The sequence below is a fragment of the Nonomuraea sp. NPDC049784 genome (assembly GCF_040659615.1).
In the GTDB taxonomy this organism is placed as follows: Bacteria; Actinomycetota; Actinomycetes; order Streptosporangiales; family Streptosporangiaceae; genus Nonomuraea.
Genome location: NZ_JBFAMX010001035.1, coordinates 1 through 2,235, shown reverse-complemented (window position 1 = coordinate 2,235; position 2,235 = coordinate 1). Strand labels below are relative to the sequence as shown.

The following is a 2,235-nucleotide window of genomic DNA, read 5'->3' as shown; positions in this document are numbered from 1 at the left end:
TCGGAGCCGAAGAAGTTGTCGCGGATGTAGGCGCCCGACTCGACCGAATACGTCTGGAACTGGCCGTCGGGCGTGGTGTTCATCTGGTTGACCAGGTCTTCTGCGCCAACGACCTGGTCGCCATCGGGGTGCTGCAGGAGATGACCCAGCGCGGCCTGCGGGTCCCGGGCGATCTGGCCATCCTCGGCTACGACGACATCGACTTCGCCGCCGCGGCCGCGGTGCCGCTGTCCTCCATACGGCAGCCGCGCGAGCAGCTCGGCCACACCGCCGCGCTGATGCTCCTGGAGGAGGCCAACGAGCCCGCCGCCCACGAGCACCGCCAGGTGATCTTCCAGCCCGACCTGGTGGAACGCGCCTCCACCCGCTGACCACCGCCCACGCCTGCCCCCAGCGCGGCGTGATCGGGTGCCCGGGCGGCGGCTTCGTCACGCTCACCCACGGGACGGGCTACCGGCCGGCGTCCCAGCCGTGGGCCTTCATGAGCCGGGCCGCCACCCGGGCGAACCGGTCGCCGTCGAGCACCGCGCCCTCACGCCGGATGTCGTCCTCGTCCAGCACGAAGACGCGGTCCAGCCGTACGTACGACACCCGGTCGTCCCGCCCCCAGGCACCGAGCTCCAGCCAGTCCGGCCCGTCGTCGCCCTTGCTGGACAACATCATGCCCAGGAGCCTGCGCCCGGTCCGGCCCACGATCAGCAGGGGACGGTCCTTGCCGCGTTCCGGATCCTCCTCGTACGGCACCCAGGCCCAGACGATCTCCCCGGGGTCTGCCAGGCCGTCGAGGTCGGGGGAGTAGGCCAGGGTGACGGGGCCGTTGAGCGAGTGGATCTCGCGTACCACACCCCGGGCGGGCCGTGGATCCTCACCTAGATCGCGCATTGGGGGAGCCTACGGCGGCGCGCCGCCGAAATCCAGCCGGCCTGGATTTCACAGGCCCTCGAAGAACGCCTTGATGTCGGACGCCAGCAGCTCGGGGGCCTCGAGCGCGGCGTAGTGGCCGCCGGTCGGGAACTCCGACCAGTGCACCACGTTGTGCGCCCGCTCGGCGTACCGCCTGACCGTGCTGTCCCCGGGGAAGACCGCCACGCCCGTCGGCGTCTTCCCCGGCGCGTCCGGCACCTGCCAGTCGCCGCCGCTCTCCCGGTAAATGCGGGTAGATGATCCGGCCGTGCCGGTGAGCCAGAAAATGGTGACGTTGGTGAGGATGTCGTCAGCCGACACCCCGCCCACGTCCCGCCCCCACGAGGCGAACGCGTCGAGGGTCCAGCCCAGCAGCCCGGCGGGGGAGTCCGCCAGGGCGTACGCGAGCGTCTGCGGTCTGGTGCTCTGGATGGCCGCGTACCCGGAGAACTCCCGCCGCCACCGCTCGACCCCGCGCGCCCGCTCCAGCTCCGCCTCCGTCAGCCCCGACATGTCGTCGGTGACGAACGCGGTGAGCGCGTTCACGTGCACGCCCACCACCTGTTCGGGAGCCAGCCGCGCGACGGCGGGCGAGACCAGGGCGCCGAAGTCGCCGCCTTGCGTGCCGTACCGGGAGTATCCGAGCCGGGACATCAGCTCCGCCCAGGCGGCGGCGACCCGCCGCACCCCCCAGCCCGGCTTCGTGGCCGGGCCCGAGAACGCGAACCCGGGGATGGACGGGATGACCAGATGGAAGTCGCGGCTGAGCCGCTCGGCGACGCGCGCGAAGTCCGCGAACGTGCTGGGCCACCCGTGCGTCAGCAGCAGTGGCAGCGCGTCCGGCCGGGCCGAGCGCACGTGCGTGAAGTGCACACGCTGCCCGTCGATCACGGTCGTGTACTGCGGGAACGCGTTGAGGCGCGCCTCGTGATCGCGCCACGAGTAGCCGTCGAGCCAGTAGCCGGCCAGCTCGCGCACCGCCTCGGGTGGTACGCCGTACGACCAGCCGACATCGTCGAGAGCGTCCGGCCAGCGGGTGCGTTCCAGCCGCTCGCGCAGGTCGTCGAGCCGGTCCTGGGATATGTCGATGACGAATTCGTCCATGTCCGCGACGCTATGCGCAAATGCGGCCAGGATCGGGCCACAATGATGGCGTGTTGGACACCTCGGCGAGACTGCTCCGTCTGCTGTCGCTCCTGCAGACCAGGCGCGACTGGTCCAGCGGCGACCTGGCGGAGCGGCTCGGCCGGGACCCCCGGCGCGTCCGCCGACCGCCCTACACGGGGCGGTGGTGAATGACGGGGCCGCCATCCCCCGCCACCAATCGAAATA

Annotated in this window: 3 protein-coding genes and 1 pseudogene; 2 read left to right on the top strand and 2 right to left on the bottom strand. The window is 71.5% G+C overall.

Annotated elements, in window-relative coordinates:
• Nucleotides 1–371: substrate-binding domain-containing protein (locus AB0J09_RS62855; protein WP_360713799.1), on the top strand; the 371-nt coding region annotated here is incomplete at its 5' end.
• Between the two features lie 79 nt (nt 372–450).
• Here AB0J09_RS62855 and AB0J09_RS62850 read toward each other — a convergent pair.
• Together AB0J09_RS62850 and AB0J09_RS62845 are read right to left on the bottom strand one after the other, a co-directional pair.
• Nucleotides 451–882: a type II toxin-antitoxin system PemK/MazF family toxin gene (locus AB0J09_RS62850; protein ID WP_360713797.1), complete on the bottom strand. Its 432-nt coding sequence runs from the start codon at nt 880–882 to the stop codon at nt 451–453.
• Nucleotides 883–930: 48 nt separating this feature from the next.
• Entirely contained in the window at nt 931–2,007 is a 1,077-nt protein-coding gene (locus AB0J09_RS62845) for an epoxide hydrolase family protein (RefSeq protein WP_360713795.1), read from the bottom strand.
• A 50-nt stretch (nt 2,008–2,057) separates the two neighbouring features.
• On the opposite strand from AB0J09_RS62845, the pseudogene AB0J09_RS62840 reads away from it, so the two are divergent.
• Nucleotides 2,058–2,174: pseudogene (locus AB0J09_RS62840) on the top strand (DNA-binding transcriptional regulator); the annotation flags it as partial.
• Nucleotides 2,175–2,235 lie beyond the last annotated feature (61 nt).

Excerpts from the sequence above, each read along its gene's own strand:
- AB0J09_RS62845 (WP_360713795.1), bottom strand. The coding sequence starts at position 2,007 with ATGGACGAATTCGTCATCGACATATCCCAGGACCGGCTCGACGACCTG.
- AB0J09_RS62850 (WP_360713797.1), bottom strand. The coding sequence starts at position 882 with ATGCGCGATCTAGGTGAGGATCCACGGCCCGCCCGGGGTGTGGTACGC.